This window comes from Rhizobium sp. P1_E6 (assembly GCF_056405875.1).
This window is the reverse complement of the sequence record NZ_JBFUBG010000004.1, coordinates 137,388-153,562: the sequence shown is the minus strand read 5'-3', so window position 1 is coordinate 153,562 and position 16,175 is coordinate 137,388. Positions and strand designations below refer to the sequence as shown.

Here is a 16,175-nt window from a genome sequence, read left to right as displayed (position 1 = left end):
TTTCAGGTTATTGCCTGTGGCTAAAGCGATGGCAGCCTGTTGGCGGCGTAATCTCTGACGGCATCGCCGAAAGCGCTAAAGAGCTTGTTCGAGGGCTTGTCGGTCTCGGCCCAGTATTCCGGGTGCCACTGCACGCCGACCGCGAAGGCCTTGGCATCGATGACTGAGACGGCCTCGATTGTGCCGTCCTCTGCCGCGGCCTCCACCTGCAGACGCGGTGCGGTCTTGGCGATCGCCTGCCGATGCAGGGAGTTCACGCGGATCTCGCCGGCGCCGATAATGCCGGCAATGCACGAGCCTTCCTTGATGAAGACGCTTTGACGGATCGCATACATGCCGTCGCGATCGGTGATATCGGGTTTGCGGTGGTCCCAGATGCCGGGCTGTTCCTGGATCTCACTGGCGAGCGACCCGCCGAGCGCGACGTTCAATTCCTGAATGCCGCGGCAGATGGCGAGAAGCGGGATGGCGCGGTCGATTGCGCGGCGGATCAGCGGCAGGCTCGTAGCGTCGCGGGCGGGGTCGAAGGGGCCATCCGCCTCCTTGGCTTCGATGCCGTAGAGCGAGGGGTGTACATTGCTGGCCGAGCCGGAAACCAGCACGCCGTCGACGCGATCCAGAATCGCATCCGTGTCATAGCCTTCCTCGAAAGCGGGAATGATGAAGGCCATCACGCCGGCGGCGTTCAGCGCCGCACGCAGATACTGATGCTGCACGGCATGCCAGGTTGCGCCGTCGAGGGTGCGGATATCGGCAGGAATGGCCACGATCGGTTTCGTCATCTTCGCCTCGGAAAAACAATATCGGACGTTTCTGCGGCCAGACTGGCCGGTAAGTCAACGCTTGGATGCGGGCGGCGGCCAAATTGCGGCGGTTCCTGCAGTGCGCCCGGTATGAGACGCGCTAAGCTGCTGATTCCGATGGATGTGTGGGCCGTGTCACAGAAGGGTCGTGATCCCAAAGACTAATAGACTATAGCTTGAAACGCTTCTTCCGCCATGCTTAGCTTTGCCATTACTGCGGGTAGGGGTGAGGATTGACCGCGCAGTGCCATCTATACGGGAGGTTTTTGATGGATCGTCGTTCGTTTATGAAAAAGGCGGGAACAGCCGGCGCCGGTGCCGTTGCCGCAAGTGCTCTGGCAGCGCCTGCAATTGCGCAGGAGAACCCGAAGATTTCCTGGCGTATGACCTCGTCGTTTCCGAAGAGCCTGGACACGATCTATGGCGGCGCCGACGATATCGCCAAGCATGTTTCTGCTGCCACTGACGGTAATTTCACGATACAGCCTTTCGCAGCCGGTGAAATCGTCCCCGGCCTGCAGGCCGTTGATGCTGTAGCGGCGGGTACGGTCGAGGCAGCCCATACCACCTCCTATTATTTCGTGGGCAAGGACCCGACCTACGCCATCGGAACGGCCATTCCGTTCGGACTGAACAGCCGCCTGACCAATGCCTGGTTTTACCAGGGCAACGGCAATACCCTGATGAACGAATTCTATGCCACACAGGGCATGTATGCCCTGCCGGCCGGCAATACTGGTGCGCAGATGGGCGGCTGGTTCCGCAAGGAAATCAACACGCTCGACGATCTCAAGGGTGTCAAGATGCGCATTGCCGGCCTCGCTGGCCGCGTCATGGAGAAGGTCGGCGTCATCCCACAGCAGATCGCCGGCGGCGACATCTACCCGGCGCTGGAAAAGGGAACGATCGACGCGGCAGAATTCGTCGGCCCCTATGACGACCTGAAGCTCGGCTTCCACAAGGTGGCGAAGTACTACTATTATCCGGGCTGGTGGGAAGGTGGCCCGACGGTGCATGCCTTCTTCAATCTCGATAAATGGAGCAGCCTGCCGAAGCACTATCAGGCAGCGCTCAACGACGCCTGCGCTTTCGCCAACACCAATATGCTGGCAAAATACGACACGAAGAACCCGAGCGCGTTGAAGCAGCTCGTTGCGGAAGGCGCAACGCTGCGGCCGTTCAGCCAGGAGATCATGGAAGCCTGCTTCCAGGCCGCGACCGGTATCTACAGCGAAATCTCAGGCACGAACCAGTATTTCAAGAAGATCTACGAGGACCAGACCGCCTTCAAGCGCGACGCCTATCTCTGGATGCAGCTTTCGGAATACACATTCGATACGTTCATGATGATCCAACAGCGCGCGGGTAAGATCTAGGAGCCCCCGCCGCTGACATTGGTGGTTTACACGAACGCGATACCAGAACCCCGGATTTCGATCCGGGGTTTTGCTTTTTGCTGGCTATTTGGCGGGCGCCGGCGGCGCTCCCGGCAGGCCATTCAGCGGCGGCAGGGTCAGGCCCGGGATCTGCGGCGAGCCATTGTTGCCGCCGAGCGGGGGCAGACCGAGCTGACCGCCGAAGCCCGGGACTTCAATCTTGATCGAGTTCGGGTCGACCTTCGGGCCATGGTCCAGCCAGTAGGTCACCGATTGTGGCCAGAAGATCACGATAGCCACCAGGATCAGCTGCATCCCGACCCAGGGAAGCGCACCCATGTAGATATCCGAGGTCTTGACCTCGCGGCCGGCGATCGAGCGCAGGTAGAAGAGCGCGAAGCCGAAGGGCGGGTGCATGAAGCTCGTCTGCATGTTGACGCAGATCAGCAAGCCGAACCAGATCAGGTCGATGCCGAGATTGGAGGCGACGGGGGCGAGCATCGGGATGACGATAAAGGCGATCTCGAAGAAATCGAGGAAGAAGGCGAGCACGAAGATGAAGATGTTGACGAAGATCAGGAAACCGACCGGGCCGCCGGGAATGCCCGATAGCATGTGCTCGATCCAGCGCGAGCCGTCCATGCCCTGGAAGACCAGGCTGAAACAGGTGGAGCCGATAAGGATCATCACAACCATGGAGGTGATGTGCGTGGTCGATGCCATCGCCTCGCGGACCAGCGGCCAGGTGAGGCGCCGGTTCATGGCCGCGAGCACCATGGCGCCGACGACGCCGAGCGCGCCGGCTTCCGTCGGCGTCGCAAGACCCATGAAAATCGTGCCGAGCACGAGGAAGATCAGCACGATCGAGGGCACCATGCCCATCAGCACCTTCACGAGCAGCGCCCAATTGAAGTCGCCGCGCACTTCCTTTGGCAGCGGCGGCATCGATTTTGGCCGGACGATCGATAGCACCAGGATGAAGAGGACAAAGATCGCCACCTGCAGGATCGACGGGCCGATCGCGCCGCGATACATGTCACCGACCGATTTGCCGAGCTGGTCGGCGAGAACGACGAGTACCAGCGAGGGCGGGATCACCTGGGTGATCGTGCCGGAGGCGGCGATGACGCCGGTAGCAAGGCGTGGATTGTAGCCGTAGCGCAGCATGATCGGCAGCGAAATCACACCCATGGTGATGACCGAGGCAGCCACTGTGCCGGTGATCGCGCCAAGCACGGCGCCGACGAGGATGACCGCATAGGCGAGGCCGCCCGGAATGCCACCGAAGAGTTTGCCGGTGCCTTCGAGCAGATCCTCGGCCAGCCCGCAACGCTCCAGTATCGCACCCATGAAGGTGAAGAAGGGAATGGCGAGCAGGAGGTCGTTGGAGACGATGCCGAAGAAGCGCAGCGGCAGCGCCTGCAGGAGGGCTTCGTCGAAATGGCCGGTGATGATGCCGATGATGCCGAAAAACAGGCCGACGGCGGCCAGCGAAAAGGCGACCGGAAAGCCGTAGAGCATGAAGATGACCATGCCCAGGAACATGGCCGGCGGAATGATGCCGAAATCAAACAAATCCGTTCCTCCAGGCGCGCGTTACTGCAGCGGCTTTTCGTATTTCGTGTCGATGCTGATATGGCCGGTAACGGCTGCGACCCGCTTAATCAGCTCGGAAACGCCCTGAAGGGAGAGCAGCGCGAAACCGGCGACCAGGACCAGCTTGACGGGCCAGCGGATCAGCCCGCCGGCGTTGCCCGATATTTCCCCCTGCCGGTAGGAAAGCGCGAAGAAGGGCCAGGAGACCCAGGTGAGGAAGATGCAGACGGGAATGAGGAAGAGGATGAGGCCAACGATGTCGATCCAGATCTTCGCCCTGTCGGAAACCGAGCCATAGATCAGGTCGACGCGGACATGCTCGTTGTTGCGCAGCGCATGCGAGGCGCCGAGCAGCAMGACGAAGGCGAAGAGATACCACTGGATCTCGAGCCAGCCGTTCGAACTGTAGTTGAAGGCGTAGCGCACGATGGCGTTTCCGGCGCTGATCAGACAGCAGAACAGCACCATATATTCGGAAAGTTTTCCCATGAACTCGCTGATCGAGTCGATCAGCCGACTGGCGGCCAGGAATACCGACATTCGCCTCCCCTTATTGTCTCGCCGTTTTCGGCAGTTCTCCCCTGCAACCGGTGTAGACCAGGGTTTTTGAAATTGGAAGGATAAACGGGCCGCCTTGGAATATAGTCTTATACGGCTAAAGACTGCGATCCCGTGGAAAATAAAGGCAACTCAGAGGCGGATATTTTTTCAAAAACCTCGCGAGAAAGCTGTATTATCCCGTATTGAGTGTACCCTTCATCCTATAGTTTTAGAAAAATTGACCAAATGTTTGAACCGTTTGAAATCAATTTTTAAAGGGTTCCGTTTACATTTCCCGCGCACAGGGAAAGTATGGATGAAGCCACATAACCCGAACAGGGTCCCTAAGGATGTGTATCTGTCGTTTGTGAGTTCCCTGTCCGGGAACCGCATGACGCTTATCGTTGGCGTGATTGTGCATGTTGCGACATGCCTTGCCGTGGCTGCCAAGACGCAGCACTCCATCTACATCCTGCTGTCGGTCGCCTTCCTTCTGGTCTTCAGCGCTCGCATGGTTATCTTCCGGCAGTTCGATCGTGTCGACAAGCAGAGCCTGTCGCACGCCGGAATCGAGCGTTGGGAGCGGATTCTCGTTGGCAGCGGAGCCTGCACCACCGCGCTCCTCGGCATCGCCAGTGGCTACGCCATCTTCGTCGTGCATGATTCCTTTGCGGAGCTTGCCTGCATTTCCGTCACCATGGCGACCATGGTTTCCGTCGTCGGCCGCAACTACGGCTCGCGCTTCGCAGTCGACCTCCAGACGCTCTTCTGCTGCCTGCCGATGATCGTCTGCAGCCTACTAGCGCTGGATTTCTATCGTGGCTTGCTTTCGATCTTCCTCATTCCTTTCTGGCTGACGACCCGGGCCATGGCGAATGGCGTGCGCGAGTTTCTCTATGAGAACGTGATTGCGCGCCGTGAAATCACCATCATTGCCGACCGTTTCGATACGGCGCTAAACAACATGCCGCACGGCCTCGTCATGGTCGATGCCGAAAACCGGATCCAGGTGGTCAATCGCAAGGCCTGCGAGCTTCTGAAGATCGGTGCGCCGGACCGGCTGAAGGACCGCGATCTCGGCACCGTGCTGCGCTACGGCGCGCGCTACAGCTTCATGGATGCCTCGCAGCCGGAGCTCATCCTGCGCCAGCTCACCCAGGTCGCCGAGGGCAGCCTGTCGCGCACGCTCATTCATTTTCCCGAGAGCCTGTCACTGGAATTCTCTGCCAGCCGCAGGGCCGATGGCGGCGCCGTGTTGATCTTCGAGGACGTGTCGAGCCGGGTGAAGGCGGAGCAGAAGATCCTGCATATGGTGCGCTTCGACGCGCTGACCGGCCTGCCCAACCGGGAATATTTCGGCCAGCTGGTGCAGGAGTATTTTGCCAAATATCCGAAGAAGAACGGGCCGCTCGGCTTCATGGTGCTCGATATCGACGAGTTCAAACATGTCAACGACATGCGCGGTCATGTCACCGGCGACCATCTGCTCTGCGCCATCACCGCCCGCATCAAGCAGGCCTCCGGAAATGCCATTCTCGGTCGGCTCATGGGAGATCAGTTCATCTTGTTCTTCCCGCGTGCGAAGGAGCAGGCCTCGCTCGACCGCGAAATCCGCCGCGTTCACGCCGCGATCCAGGGCCACTACGAGGTCGACGAAATAACCTTTCTCGTTTCGCTCAGCGCCGGCTACGCGATCCTCGAAAGCGATTCGTTCGCCATGGACGAATGGAGCGTCAAGGCGGACCTTGCCCTGTTCGAAAGCAAGTCGCGTTTCAAGGGTGGCATCTCAGGCTTTGAGCGGGAAATGGACGGCCGCTATATCGAGCAGCAGAAGCTGAAGGCGGATCTCCGCGACGCGGTCTCGGCGCAGGCGCTGCATCTCGTCTTCCAGCCGATGTTCCGGGCCGACGGCTCGCGGATCGAATGTGCCGAAGCCTTGGCGCGCTGGGTGCATCCGGAGAGGGGCTCGATCCCACCCGACGTCTTCATCCGGCTCGCCGAGGATATGGGCATCATCTCCGACATCACTCGTTTCGTGCTGTTCAAGGCCTGCAGCGAATGCATGACCTGGCCGGAACATATCGCCGTTTCGGTCAACCTTTCGGCACGGGATCTGCGCGATGCTGACATCCTTTCAGTCGTCGCCGATGCGCTTGCCCGTTCCGGCCTCGCCGCGGCGCGGCTGCATCTCGAGGTTACCGAGAGCTGCCTGATCGACGAACCGGCGGCGGTGCGCGCCATCCTGGCGGAACTCAGGTCCCGCGGCATCACCATCGCCATCGACGATTTCGGCACCGGCTTCTCCAGCCTCAGTTATCTCGACACGCTGCCGCTCGATATCGTCAAGATCGACCGCTCCTTCGTGCGCAACATCGCCGAGGACGCGCGCCGCCTCAAGCTCTTGCGCGGCACGGTCAATCTCGCCCGCGAACTGGGTTTGAAGATCGTGATCGAAGGTGTGGAGACCGAGGAGCAACTGGCGCTGCTCAACAAGCACCGCAGCGCCGATCTCGTGCAGGGCTATGTTTTCTCGCAGCCGGTGCCTTCCCAGAACATCACGCTGCTGCAAGAGGGTATCGGCCGCCGCACCGTCCAGCGCCGTCGCACCAAGGTCGCCTGAGCCGTCTGCAAGCGACTTGTTATCCAGCCGAAAATCTTGCGCGCCGTTAACCTTAATAATTTAAATTTAACGCAAATTCTCAGATTTTCTTGCCTATAAATCGGCGGCGTATGATTAATGATCCGTTAACGAGCGGATCGAAAAAATGTCAGATACACTTTTTACGCGTGGCGATTTCAGCAGTAAAATCCTGGAAATTCTGGATCATGTCGAATATCGCCGTGTCGAAAGCAGCGAAGACATGGAGGAGGTGGAGCGGCTGCGCTACAAGGCCTACAAGGCCCACGGCGCGCTGTCGCTTGCCCCGGAAGGCCTATTGGACGATGTCGATTTCGACAGCCATGCCTATATTTTCGGTCTGTACTATTATGGTGAACTGGTCAGTACGATCCGAATTCACTATGTGACGCCGGAGCATMGTATCAGCCGGTCCGGCGAGGCTTTTCCCGAGGCGATGGATGAGCTTTTGGACGCCGGGCTGACCTTGATCGACCCGGCGCGTTTTGCGGCCGATCCGGAGATCACCGCCAACATGCCATGGGTTCCCTATCTGACGCTGAGACCCGCCATCGTTGCGGCAGCGTATTTCCGGGCTGACCGCGTTATTCAGTCCGTCCGGCCCMCGCATGCCGCCTTCTACAAGCGGGTCTTCTATGCCGATACCATTGTGCCCGGTCGACTGGCGCAGAGTTACGGGGTTGACGTGACGCTGATGGCGACGAATGTGATCGAGGTCGGGCGCAAGCTGTTGACGCGTTACCCCTTCTTTATCTCCGGCGCCAGCGAGCAGCGCATGATGTTTTCGCGCAATCCGAACGACACGCTGCCGCCGCTCACCATCATTCCGACGGCGCGTTTTGTGCCGCCAGGCGAACTTGGCACCGATTTGCCGCTGTGATTTCCCTTTCTCCGCGATAGAGAGACGACGCCCGCTGGGGCAGATGGGGGTGGCGACAGTCGAAACCGCATCTGTCGCGGGACCTCCTTTCATCCGGCGGCTGACGTCGTCTTTTCGTCCGGATGAGGTCACTGCGAGGCACTCCTGCGGCATTCTCATGCATTGCGCTTTCGCCCGTCATTGTGTAATCCCTGCGGGTGGGGATTTGCCTCGCTGAGGCGAGGGAATCAGGCAGCGTTAAGGCATTTCAGGGAGACGATATTCATGGCCGAACATCATACCGGACCGGTCGAGACCGGCGCGCCGATGGACTACAAGGAACATGAGAAGACCTACAACATGTTCATTGCCGGCACGAAATACGGCACGATGATTCTGATCGCCCTGATGCTTGCCATGACTGCCGGTTTCTTCGGCGGCGCCGGTTTCCTCGGCGGCATCCTCGTCTTCCTCATCATTCTCGTCGCCGGCATCTTTCTGCTCCGCTAAGCGCGGCCTGCAGGAAGACAAGGTCTTCCTAACTTTGTGATGTAGATGCTTGGCCCGTGCAGGCAAGCGGCCTGCCACGGCCCAGCTGACCCGGAGGAGGGGGCGGTTGGCCAATATCGTTTTCGTAGCAAAGGAAATCACGGATGGGGAGACGCGCGTTGCCGCGTCTGTCGAAGCCGTGAAAAAGATGAAGTCGTTCGGCTTCGATGTCATCGTCGAAGCGGGCGCCGGAATGCTTTCTCGTATTCCGGACAGTGAATTCGAGGCCGTGGGTGCCTCAATCGGCACTTTCGCAGATGCAGCGTCCGCCGACGTGATCCTGAAGGTCCGCCGCCCGAGCGAACGCGAGATTCCCGGCTATAAGACCGGTTCCGTCGTCATCGCCATCATGGATCCCTACGGCAATGACGAGGCGATCGCCGCGATGGCAAGTGCCGGGCTTTCGGCTTTCGCCATGGAGCTGATGCCGCGCATCACCCGTGCGCAGTCGATGGATGTGCTTTCATCGCAGGCCAATCTCGCAGGCTACCAGGCCGTCATCGAGGCGGCGGCGGTCTATGACCGGGCCATGCCGATGATGATGACGGCAGCCGGCACCGTGCTGGCCGCCAAGGTCTTCGTCATGGGGGCGGGCGTCGCCGGTCTGCAGGCGATCGCGACGGCGCGGCGCCTCGGTGCTGCGGTCTCGGCAACCGACGTTCGCCCGGCCGCCAAGGAGCAGGTCRCCTCGCTCGGCGCCAAGTTCATCGCCGTCGAGGACGAGGAGTTCAAGGCGGCGGAAACGGCAGGCGGTTATGCCAAGGAAATGTCGGCCGACTATCAGGCGAAGCAGGCCGCACTCGTGGCCGAACACATCGCCAAGCAGGATATCGTCATTACGACTGCACTCATTCCCGGCCGTCCAGCGCCGCGGCTTGTCTCGCGCGCCATGCTGGCCTCGATGAAGCCTGGTGCGGTCGCTGTCGATCTCGCAGTCGAGCGTGGCGGCAATATTGAGGGTGTGGCTGCAGGACAGGTCGCCGATGTTGAAGGCGTGAAGGTGATCGGCTTCTCGAACATGGCGGGCCGCGTGGCGGCCAGCGCCTCAGCGCTTTACGCCAAGAACCTTGTCACCTTCCTCGAGACGATGGTGAACAAGGAAACGAAATCGGTCGTGCTCAACCTCGAGGACGAGCTCATCAAGGCGACGATGCTGACCTATGCGGGGGATGTCGTGCATCCGGCATTCGGCGGCGCCAAGAAGGGGGATAACTGATGGCCAGTGAAGCAATGGACAAGGCGCTGCAACAGCTGAACGACGCCGTGACCGCCGTCGCCACCGCAGCTGCCCACGCTCCGGAAGCGGCAAGTGCGGCAACCGGCGGCGCGATCGATCCCTTCGTCTTCCAGCTGGCGATCTTCGTCTTGTCGATCTTCGTCGGCTATTACGTCGTCTGGTCGGTGACGCCKGCGCTGCACACGCCGCTGATGGCGGTGACCAACGCGATCTCCTCGGTCATCGTCGTCGGTGCACTGCTCGCCGTCGGCATTTCGACCAGCGGGCTTGCGACCGGCTTCGGTTTCGTGGCGCTGGTGCTCGTCTCGGTCAATATCTTCGGCGGCTTCCTCGTCACGCAGCGCATGCTGGCGATGTACCGCAAGAAGGACAAGTGAGGGGCCGATGACCAATATTGCAGCCTTCCTCTATCTCGTCTCCGGCGTCCTTTTCGTTCTGGCGCTGCGCGGGCTCTCGCATCCGGCCACCAGCCGCAAAGGCAATCTCTACGGCATGGTCGGCATGGGGATTGCGATCCTCACGACGCTGGTGCTGGCGACGCCCAATTTTGGGGGCTTCGTGTTGATCATCCTCGGCCTTGCCATCGGCGGCAGCGTCGGCGCCTATGTTGCCCGAACCATCCCGATGACCTCGATGCCGCAACTCGTCGCCGGCTTCCATTCGCTGGTCGGCCTTGCCGCCGTGCTGGTGGCGGCTTCCGCGCTCTATACGCCCGCCTCCTTCGGCATCGGCGAGATCGGCCAGATCCAAACCGAAGCACGCATCGAGATGGCGCTCGGCGTGGCGATCGGGGCGCTGACCTTCACCGGTTCGATTATCGCCTTCCTGAAGCTCGACGGGCGCATGTCCGGCAAGCCGATCCTGCTGCCTTACCGGCATGTGATCAATGCAACCCTGCTGGTGCTGATCGTGCTCTTCATCATCGGGCTGGCGGTGACTGAAAGCCACCTGGATTTCTGGGCGGTCGTTGCGCTCTCGTTGTTACTCGGCATCCTGCTGATCGTGCCGATCGGCGGCGCCGATATGCCTGTCGTCGTCTCGATGCTGAACTCCTATTCGGGCTGGGCTGCGGCGGGCATCGGCTTCACCCTTGGCAATCTGGCGCTGATCATCACCGGCGCGCTGGTCGGTTCCTCAGGCGCGATCCTCTCCTACATCATGTGCAAGGGTATGAATCGCTCCTTCATCTCTGTCATTCTTGGCGGTTTTGGCGGCGAGGCATCGGCTGGCGCCGCCGACAATTCCGACAAGACGGTGAAGCTCGGTTCAGCCGAAGACGCGGCCTATCTGATGGCGAATGCCTCGAAGGTCATCATCGTGCCGGGATACGGCATGGCGGTCGCCCAGGCCCAGCATGCGCTGCGCGAGCTCGCCGATAATCTCAAGAAGAACGGCGTCGAGGTGAAATACGCGATCCATCCGGTCGCCGGCCGCATGCCCGGCCATATGAACGTGCTGCTTGCCGAGGCTAACGTGCCCTATGACGAGGTCTTCGAACTCGAGGACATCAACTCGGAATTCGCCCAAGCCGATGTGGCCTATGTCATCGGCGCCAACGATGTCACCAACCCGGCGGCGCGCGACGACAAGACTTCGCCGATCTACGGCATGCCGATCCTCGACGTTGACAAGGCCAAGACCTGCTTGTTCGTCAAGCGCTCGCTCGGCTCCGGTTACGCCGGTATCGACAATACGCTGTTCTACAAGGACGGCACGATGATGCTGCTTGGGGACGCCAAGAAGGTCACCGAGGAAATAAACAAGGCGATCGCCCATTGATCGAAAAGCCCGCTTCAGCGGGCTTTTCATTTATCCTCGACAGCGGTCAAATCTCGCCTGGCACCAGCGTCATCTTCTCGACGCCGATTGCCAGGTTAAGACCCTCCTGGGCCTGCAGATTCAGCGGCTGCAGCATGAAGGCCTTGTCGGTGCCGCCGGCAATGACCTTGGCACCTCCGCCGGCACCAAGGCTGGCATCTGCGCCGATGCCGTAATATTCCCCGGCGAGTGCGAAGTCAGGCATATTGGTGCCAGTCTTGGCAAGCACCTGCCAGATCATCACACTCTTGCCGGTCTGGCCGATGTCGATACCGAATTTCTCGATCTTGCCGGCATACACCGCCTTGGGGCCGCCGGAAGCCGGCGTATAGGTGCAGATCAGGTTCTTTTCGGAAGTGACGATCAGCCCCTGGCCGCCATCCGATCCGCAGACGAGCCGGCCAAGCGACATATAGTCCGCTGCTGCAGCCGAACCGGCGCAGGCTGCGGCCGAAACGACCGCCGCGGCAATCATGGTTTGCTTGAACATGGTCTTTTTCCTTTTGAATGACCTGTTCGAAACGGATGGTTGCGGTGATTGTTCCGGTTGCGCTACTCGCGCTCCATCATCCGACGCTGGGCTGTAAGGATCCAGACGAGACCTTCGGGGCGGAAGTCAATATCGACCTTGCCCCGGAAAGCGGAGGCGGCATGAGCCTTGATGACGGTGGTGCCGAAGCCGGTGCGCGCCGGCGGTTTGACCGGCGGACCGTTGCTCTCAGTCCAGCTGAAACGCAGCATGTTGTCTTCCACTGGCTGCCAATCGAAACGCACGCGGCCCTGCGGCATCGATAGTGCGCCATACTTCACCGAATTGGTGGCGAGCTCGTGGAGCGCCAAGCCGAGATTCTGCACGGCATCGGGTTTGAGGATGAAATCCATGCCCTCGATTTCGACCTGCTCGCGGGCTTGCGGGAAAGCCTGCAGGTGGATGTCGATGACGCGATGCAGCGAGACACCGGACCACTGTTCGCCAGTCAAAAGCTCGATCGAGCGCACGAGCCCTTCAAGGCGATGGGCGACGGCTAGCCGGAATGTCTCGACGCTGTCGGCCTGCTTGGAGAGTTGGCGCATCATGGCGAGAACAAGCGTCAGCAGGTTCTTGGTCCGGTGGACAAGTTCGTGCATGACGAAGCGCAGCCGGTCTTCGCTCTGGCTCCGGTCGAAAGAGGCGTTCGAAAGCGCAATAGCCACCTGGTTGGCCTCGATGACGCTGGTTTCGACCGGCGAGACGATATGGCCGTCGCCGAGCCGGTTTGCCATGTCGGCGATCTCGCGGATCGTCGAGCGGACCTGCCTGGCAACGGCATAGGTTGCGAGTACGGCAACGAGAAACAGCACGAGCCCGCCGATCAGCAGGAAGCGCCAGGTGCTGAGGATCGGTGCCTGGGCGGTGGCGATCGGCCCCCACACCACGGTCTTCCAGGACCAGCCGGGAATCTGCGCATAGCCCAACAGGGCATGCGGGAGAATCTCGCTGTCTTCGAAAACGCCGCTGGAAGCGACGAGCGAGGGCAGAATGCGCGGGTCGAAGGGTTCGCCCGGCTGCAGGTTGGCCGGGCCACGGCTGGCTACCACGTGACCACCCTGATCGATCACCGCTGCCGACCAGCCGGAGGCAAGGCCCTCGGTCGTGACGAGTTTTGCGAGGTCGTTGGCATTCTGCGTGATGATCAATGCGGCGACGGGACCCTCGTCACGCGGCAGGGTGACGTTGTAGACCCACATGCCGCTCGTTGCGCCCATGAAGACGTCGGAGGCTTCGATACGGCCGGATTTCATGGCGGCCTCGAGAGCCGCGATGTTCGTCGTCTTGCCGAGCGACGTGCCGAAGGCGCGACGGGTATTCAGAAATTGCTGCCCGGTCCTGTCGACGGCGATCACATAGAGCGTATCGCCGCGCAGTGCTGTTTCCGTACGATTGTAGAAAGACTCATAGTCGCCGCTCTCCAGTTCGGGAGAGGAGGACAGCAGCCGCAATGTCGTCGCCATATCCTGAAGCTGGCGATCGATGGTGCGTGACAGGGCCAGCGCATCCTGCGCGGTTTCGCGCTTGAGCGTGGATCGCTGATTGTCTTCCAACTGCATGAGAAGAAGGGCAACGAAGGCGAAGATCGGTAGCGCAATCGCCACGGCCATAGCGACGAGATACGTTCCGATCGAAGCTTTCGGGAAAAGACGGGCGGCAAACTTCATCGATGCCGCCCCCGGTCTGCCGGGGCTGGATGCAGAGGAAGCTCGGTTTCGCAGGGTCTTACGAAAGCAAGAATCCGCATCGCTCGTAAACGCCCCTCACATTCATACCGCCCAATAGCCCGCTATCAAAGCAGGATCATGTTAGGGGGCGAGGCATATGGTTGCAACCTACTAAAATAGTCAGGTGTAAAATCGTCGATTTTTTTCGACTATTTTCTGTCGGTGAAGCGCTGCAGCCGAAAGGGCATGAGGCTTTCGTCAGTCTTGCCTGACAGAAGCTCGTCTGCAACAAGCAGGCCGGCAAGCGGAGCAAGTGTGACACCGGAGTGCATCACCGCGAAATAAAGACCCGGCCGGCCTGCATTGCCGATGATGGGGAAGCCGTCAGCCGGTGTCGGGCGATAGCCGACAGTAAAGAAATCGAACGTCAAATCGCCGTTGTCTGCGATCATCGCCTTGACGCGGGCGAAGAGTTCGGCAGCGCTTGCCTGATGGTCTTTGCCGGGATCGCCGTCACCGAAATCCGTGCCGGCGATGATACGGCCTTCCGCCGTCTGGCGCATATGCAGACGCGGTGTCATGACGAGGCCGTTCAAGCGTTTCGAGACAGGACGGGAGTGCACGATCAGGCCGGCGGGCGTGGAGAGCGGCAATGTGATTCCCGCCGAGGCAGCGATCGGAACTGCGCCTGCGCCTGCAGCTAGCACGACATGATCGGCTTCGTGCATGCCTGCTGACGTAACAACTCCGACGATTTGTCCGCCGCTCTGCAGCAGACCGTTGACCGTGGCATGAACGAACGTCGCGCCGCGCGCTTCGGCGTCCGCAAGCAGCAAGCGCGCAGCGGCAACAGGCTCGACCGCACCTTCTTCTGCCACATGGAGGGCGAAATCCGGATATTCGCTAAGGCCGGGTTCGAGCAGCGCGCTTTCTTCACGGCCTAGCCGGCTGATACCATAGCCCCAACGGCCATACTCTTCGGCATAGGCCTCGAGATCGGCCGGCGGCGCATCCCAGCAGAGACCACCGCACCAGGAAAGCGGCAAGCCGGGCAGTTCCCGTGCCAGTCGCTTCCATTCGGCCATCGCCCTGCGGCGAAAATGGAAATAGAATTCGGGATTGCCCCAGCTCGCATTGATCCAGGCAAAGGAGCAGGGTGTCGCCACACCGCCGAGTTCTTCGCCGACGACGGTGACTGCTGCACCCTTGCGTGTGAGATGCCAGGCAATGGAGGCGCCGACGATGCCGGCGCCGACGACGATCACATGCGGTTTCGCTGTCATCGCCGCTACCTCTTCCTGATATCCGTCAGCCGGCGGTGCCGCCGACGCGGGCAAGCCCATCGCGGGCCGGCTGGTATTTCGGATCTAGGCCGACTGCATGGCGGTAGGAGCGGATGGCCTTGTCCTTCTCGCCGCGGCGCTCGTAGACGAGAGCTTGGTTTGCCCATGATTCAGCGAGGTTGCCGTTGAGCTCGATCGCGTGGTTGAAGTCGGCGAAGGCGTTGTCGTTATCGTTCAGAGCAATATAGGAAATGCCGCGGCCATTGTAGGGCTCGGGCGAATTCGGCGAGAGCGAGATCGCCTTCGAGAAATCGTCGATCGCCTTATCCTGCTGATTGCGCTTCTGATAGATCAGGCCGCGATTGTGATAGGCGCGGCCATCCGTCGTGCCGAGCTGGATCGCTTTTGAGAAATCATTGAAGGCCTGATCGTCCTGGCCAGCCATGCGGTAGACATTGCCGCGACCGATATAGGCGACGTCATAGCTCTGATTGATCTGCAGGGCTGCGTTGTAATCGGCGATCGCCTGCTGCTGCTGGCCCATATTGCGGTAGACCAGCGCGCGGTTGGCATAGGCTTGGAAAAAGCGCGGGTTGATCTGCAGCGCGGTGTTGAAGTCGTCGAGCGCCTTGCGGAATTCGCCGCCGCGGCCATAAGCGGAACCGCGGACATTGTAGCCTTCCGGATCGCGCGGATTGGCGTTGATGACGGCCGTCAGCGACGCGATGTTCTCCTGCGAGCCCTGCGCCTTGTCGATGCGGATCACAGCGTCCGACGTGTTGGTCGTTTCACAACCGGCAAGGCCAAGCGCTGCGGCAAGCGCCAGCGAGGCTAACACGATCGATTTCTGCGAACGCGAGCGGGACGGATTCAAAGTTATGACAGCCATTCGGGCTCGCTTTCCCCATGCAGCATATCCAGCAAGGCGGATATGTAATCTTCAGCAGAAATTAAAAAGGCGGCGGCGAAACTTATCGCCCCCGCCACACATGCATCTGAAAACGTCGAAAAAACGACGGCACCGCCTTAGTGTGCAACCAGACCTTCGCGCTGCGCGCGCTTGCGGGCCAGCTTGCGAACACGACTAACAGCCTCGGCCTTTTCGCGAGCACGCTTCTCTGACGGCTTTTCGTAATAGTCGCGCATCTTCATTTCGCGAAAAATGCCTTCGCGCTGCATCTTCTTCTTGAGAGCGCGGAGAGCCTGGTCAACATTGTTATCGCGGACAAGTACCTGCACGAGAATCACGTTCCTTTGGTTTGGTTGATGCCGAAAGGCGG

General features: G+C 60.4%; 15 protein-coding genes. 7 read left to right on the top strand and 8 right to left on the bottom strand.

The window, feature by feature from the left end; translation table 11 throughout:
• Positions 1 to 20: 20 nt before the first annotated feature.
• Entirely contained in the window at positions 21 to 782 is a 762-nt protein-coding gene (locus AC1D35_RS04530; RefSeq protein WP_113310349.1) for a gamma-glutamyl-gamma-aminobutyrate hydrolase family protein, read from the bottom strand.
• 290 nt (positions 783 to 1,072) lie between these two features.
• Between AC1D35_RS04530 and AC1D35_RS04525 the strand changes: the two genes are divergently transcribed.
• Positions 1,073 to 2,179, top strand: a complete 1,107-nt coding sequence (locus AC1D35_RS04525) for a TRAP transporter substrate-binding protein (RefSeq protein ID WP_113310348.1) — start codon at positions 1,073 to 1,075, stop codon at positions 2,177 to 2,179.
• Positions 2,180 to 2,263: 84 nt separating this feature from the next.
• Here AC1D35_RS04525 and AC1D35_RS04520 read toward each other — a convergent pair whose 3' ends face one another.
• Positions 2,264 to 3,754: a TRAP transporter large permease gene (locus tag AC1D35_RS04520; protein WP_113310347.1), complete on the bottom strand. Its 1,491-nt coding sequence runs from the start codon at positions 3,752 to 3,754 to the stop codon at positions 2,264 to 2,266.
• 21 nt (positions 3,755 to 3,775) lie between these two features.
• The gene (locus tag AC1D35_RS04515; RefSeq protein ID WP_477938245.1) at positions 3,776 to 4,315 is read right to left on the bottom strand and encodes a TRAP transporter small permease subunit; all 540 of its coding nucleotides are present in this window, start codon (positions 4,313 to 4,315) and stop codon (positions 3,776 to 3,778) included.
• 316 nt (positions 4,316 to 4,631) lie between these two features.
• On the opposite strand from AC1D35_RS04515, the gene AC1D35_RS04510 reads away from it, so the two are divergent.
• The 6 genes from AC1D35_RS04510 (at position 4,632) to AC1D35_RS04485 (ending at position 11,377) form a co-directional block, all read left to right on the top strand.
• On the top strand, positions 4,632 to 6,935 hold the full coding sequence (locus AC1D35_RS04510) for an EAL domain-containing protein (RefSeq protein ID WP_113296016.1): 2,304 nt from the start codon (positions 4,632 to 4,634) through the stop codon (positions 6,933 to 6,935).
• A gap of 145 nt (positions 6,936 to 7,080) precedes the next feature.
• Complete coding sequence (locus AC1D35_RS04505; RefSeq protein WP_477938244.1) at positions 7,081 to 7,833, top strand: N-acyl amino acid synthase FeeM domain-containing protein; 753 nt, start codon at positions 7,081 to 7,083, stop codon at positions 7,831 to 7,833.
• A 264-nt stretch (positions 7,834 to 8,097) separates the two neighbouring features.
• A complete protein-coding gene (locus tag AC1D35_RS04500) occupies positions 8,098 to 8,322 on the top strand; it encodes an aa3-type cytochrome c oxidase subunit IV (protein ID WP_113296018.1) in 225 nt (74 codons plus the stop codon).
• Positions 8,323 to 8,428: 106 nt separating this feature from the next.
• Positions 8,429 to 9,577 (top strand): Re/Si-specific NAD(P)(+) transhydrogenase subunit alpha, encoded by a 1,149-nt coding sequence (locus AC1D35_RS04495; protein ID WP_477938243.1) that lies wholly within the window; start codon positions 8,429 to 8,431, stop codon positions 9,575 to 9,577.
• Positions 9,577 to 9,975: a proton-translocating transhydrogenase family protein gene (locus AC1D35_RS04490; RefSeq protein ID WP_113296020.1), complete on the top strand. Its 399-nt coding sequence runs from the start codon at positions 9,577 to 9,579 to the stop codon at positions 9,973 to 9,975. Before AC1D35_RS04495 ends, AC1D35_RS04490 begins: the two co-directional genes overlap by 1 nt.
• A gap of 7 nt (positions 9,976 to 9,982) precedes the next feature.
• Positions 9,983 to 11,377 (top strand): NAD(P)(+) transhydrogenase (Re/Si-specific) subunit beta, encoded by a 1,395-nt coding sequence (locus AC1D35_RS04485; protein ID WP_113310345.1) that lies wholly within the window; start codon positions 9,983 to 9,985, stop codon positions 11,375 to 11,377.
• A gap of 46 nt (positions 11,378 to 11,423) precedes the next feature.
• On the opposite strand, the gene AC1D35_RS04480 is transcribed toward AC1D35_RS04485, so the two are convergent.
• The 5 genes from AC1D35_RS04480 to rpsU form a co-directional block, all read right to left on the bottom strand.
• Complete coding sequence (locus AC1D35_RS04480; RefSeq protein ID WP_113310344.1) at positions 11,424 to 11,906, bottom strand: DUF992 domain-containing protein; 483 nt, start codon at positions 11,904 to 11,906, stop codon at positions 11,424 to 11,426.
• A 62-nt stretch (positions 11,907 to 11,968) separates the two neighbouring features.
• Positions 11,969 to 13,612, bottom strand: coding sequence for a sensor histidine kinase (locus AC1D35_RS04475; RefSeq protein WP_113310343.1), 1,644 nt, complete (start codon positions 13,610 to 13,612; stop codon positions 11,969 to 11,971).
• A gap of 209 nt (positions 13,613 to 13,821) precedes the next feature.
• The gene (locus AC1D35_RS04470; RefSeq protein ID WP_113310406.1) at positions 13,822 to 14,895 is read right to left on the bottom strand and encodes an FAD-dependent oxidoreductase; all 1,074 of its coding nucleotides are present in this window, start codon (positions 14,893 to 14,895) and stop codon (positions 13,822 to 13,824) included.
• A gap of 25 nt (positions 14,896 to 14,920) precedes the next feature.
• On the bottom strand, positions 14,921 to 15,784 hold the full coding sequence (locus AC1D35_RS04465; RefSeq protein ID WP_113310342.1) for a tetratricopeptide repeat protein: 864 nt from the start codon (positions 15,782 to 15,784) through the stop codon (positions 14,921 to 14,923).
• Between the two features lie 137 nt (positions 15,785 to 15,921).
• Positions 15,922 to 16,134: a 30S ribosomal protein S21 gene (gene rpsU, locus AC1D35_RS04460; protein WP_113296127.1), complete on the bottom strand. Its 213-nt coding sequence runs from the start codon at positions 16,132 to 16,134 to the stop codon at positions 15,922 to 15,924.
• Between the last annotated feature and the right edge of the window lie 41 nt (positions 16,135 to 16,175).